The sequence below is a fragment of the Burkholderia sp. Tr-862 genome (assembly GCF_011753085.1).
GTDB classification, from domain to species: Bacteria; Pseudomonadota; Gammaproteobacteria; order Burkholderiales; family Burkholderiaceae; genus Burkholderia; species Burkholderia ambifaria.
This window is the reverse complement of sequence record NZ_VWWG01000328.1, coordinates 1-2,329: the sequence shown is the minus strand read 5'-3', so window position 1 is coordinate 2,329 and position 2,329 is coordinate 1. Positions and strand designations below refer to the sequence as shown.

Here is a 2,329-nt window from a genome sequence, read left to right as displayed (position 1 = left end):
GTGGCCCGTCGCCGTCGGCGCATGCCTCGCGCTGCTGTGGCGCCAGTCGCGCGGCACGGCAGGCGCCGAGCCCGCGAAGGGCGCGGCGCCCGGCAACGGGCAAGCCATCGCCGCAGGCATCATCGCGCCGCTGCATACGCTGACGTTCTGGACTGTGTGCGGGCTGCTGTCGCTCGAAGGCTTCTGGCGCCTGCGCGCGTTCGTCCCCGAAGGCGCATGGAGCTGGAGCGCGTGGGCCTATGGCTTCGGCGCGCTGCTCCTGCTGGTGTCGGGCCCCGGCTCGCGCCTGCACTGGCCCGTCGCGGCGTTCCCGCGCGCCTACCAGGTGTGGGGCGCGGCGCCGCTCGCCGCGTTGCTGTGGCTGTGGAGCATCGCGAGCGTGATCAGCGACGGCAACGCAGCGCCGCTCTTCTGGCTGCCGCTGCTCAATCCGCTCGACATCGCGCAGTGCCTCGTCTTCGTCGCGTTCGCCGCATGGCTGCGCCGCCTGAAGGCGCTCGGCATCGCATGGCACCCGCGCGTCGTCGACTATGCGGCGATCGCGACCATGTTCCTGTGGTTCAACGCGCTGATGCTGCGCACGCTGCATCAGCGCTTCCACCTGGCCTACGACATCGACACCGTGCTGTCGTCGTTCGGCATCCAGCAGGTGTTCATGGTCGGCTGGAGCCTGTTCGCGTTCGCCGGGATGTGGCTGACGCGCCGCGACGGTATCGCCCGCGTGTGCGCGCTCGCGTCGCTGCCGCTGATCGTCGTGATGTGGGTGTGGACCTTCTACGCGAACTTCACGCAGGACGGCGGAAGCTGGGCGCGCGTGCCGCTGTTCAACCCGCTCGATCTCGTGCTCGCGGTCGTCTATGCGCTCGCCGCGTCGTGGTTCGTGCGCACGCGCAAGCTCGGCTGGTCGTTCGGCAACTATCGCGTCGAACTGCTGAGCGCGGTGGGCGCGACCGCATTCCTGTGGCTGAACGCGATCCTGCTGCGCTCCTTGCATCACTGGGCCGGCGTCCCGTACGAATTCGGCGCGATGGCCGAATCGACGCTCGTGCAGGCCTCGGTGTCCGTGTACTGGACGCTCTGCGCGCTCGCGATCACGATCTGGGCCACGCGCCGCGGGCTGCGTCCGCTGTGGTTCGTCGGCGCCGCGCTGCTCGCGCTCACGGTCGTCAAGCTGTTCCTGTTCGACCTGTCGCACGTGACCGGCATCGAGCGCATCGTGTCGTTCATCGGCATCGGCGTGCTGCTGCTGTTGATCGGCTATTTCTCGCCGCTGCCGCCGAAGGCCGCGGCCCAACCGGACGACGCACGATGAAGCGACTCGCAGCCCTGCTCGGGCTGAGCCTGCTCGCGTCGTTCGCGGCGGCCGACGGCACGCCGGGCGCCGGACGCGTTGCGCAACGCTTCTCGCTCGACCTCGACGGCAGCGCCGCGTATTACCAGCTCACCGTGCCGCAGCCCGTGTATGCGGCGAGCCGGCGCGACGATCTCGGCGACGTGCGCATCTTCAACGGCGCCGGCGAGCCCGTGCCGTATTCGCTCGATGCGCCCGCGGCGCCCGCTGTACCGCCGTCGCGCACGTCGGTGCACTGGTTCCCGCTGCCGCCTGCGCGCGCCGACAACGGCAACGCATCGCTCGGCGTGACGGTCGGCCCGGACGGGGCGCTACGCGCCACCGTCGCCGCGCCGTCGCGCGCGAAGCGCGGCGCGGATCTCGTCGACCTGTCGCATGCGAACGGCGACATCGACGCGTTGCTCGTGCACGTGGGCGACGACAGCTACCAGGGGCGTGTCGCCGTCGACGAGAGCGACGACCTGCGCAATTGGCGGCCGCTCGGCAGCACGCAGTTACTGAAGGTCGGCCGCGGTGACGACATGCTGGTGCAGGAACGCATCGCGCTCGAAGGCGCGGCCCCGCGCTACCTGCGGCTGGACTGGCTCGACGGCGCGCCCGCAATCGCGTCGATCGAGATCGAAACGCAACCGCACGATGCGCGCACGGCGGACACGGCGGCCGTGCCGCGCCAATGGCGCGACGCCGTGCACGTGCGGGCCGGCAGCGCGCCCGGCGAGTATCTGTTCGACACTGACGGCGCGTATCCGGTCGACCGCGTGCGCATCGACCTGCCGCAGCCGAATACGGTTGCGCGCGCAACACTGCAGAGTCGCCCGGACGCGCAGGCGCCGTGGCGCGACGTCGCCGGCGCCGTGCTGTTCCGGCTGCAGGGCAAAGGCGCCGAACAGCGCAACCCGCCGCTGGCGTTCGCGCCGAATCCGGATCGCGCGTGGCGGATCGTCGTCGACATGCGCAACGGCGGGCTCGGCGGCGGTA

At 71.0% G+C, this 2,329-nt stretch carries 2 protein-coding genes; both read left to right on the top strand.

Annotation, left to right across the window (positions count from 1 at the left end):
- On the top strand, positions 1 to 1,312 hold a 1,312-nt coding region (locus F3J14_RS34490; protein ID WP_166726700.1), incomplete at its 5' end, for a DUF2339 domain-containing protein.
- Positions 1,309 to 2,329 (top strand): DUF3999 domain-containing protein (locus F3J14_RS34485; RefSeq protein ID WP_166726699.1); only part of this gene is annotated, 1,021 nt, incomplete at its 3' end. The genes F3J14_RS34490 and F3J14_RS34485, both read left to right, overlap by 4 nt.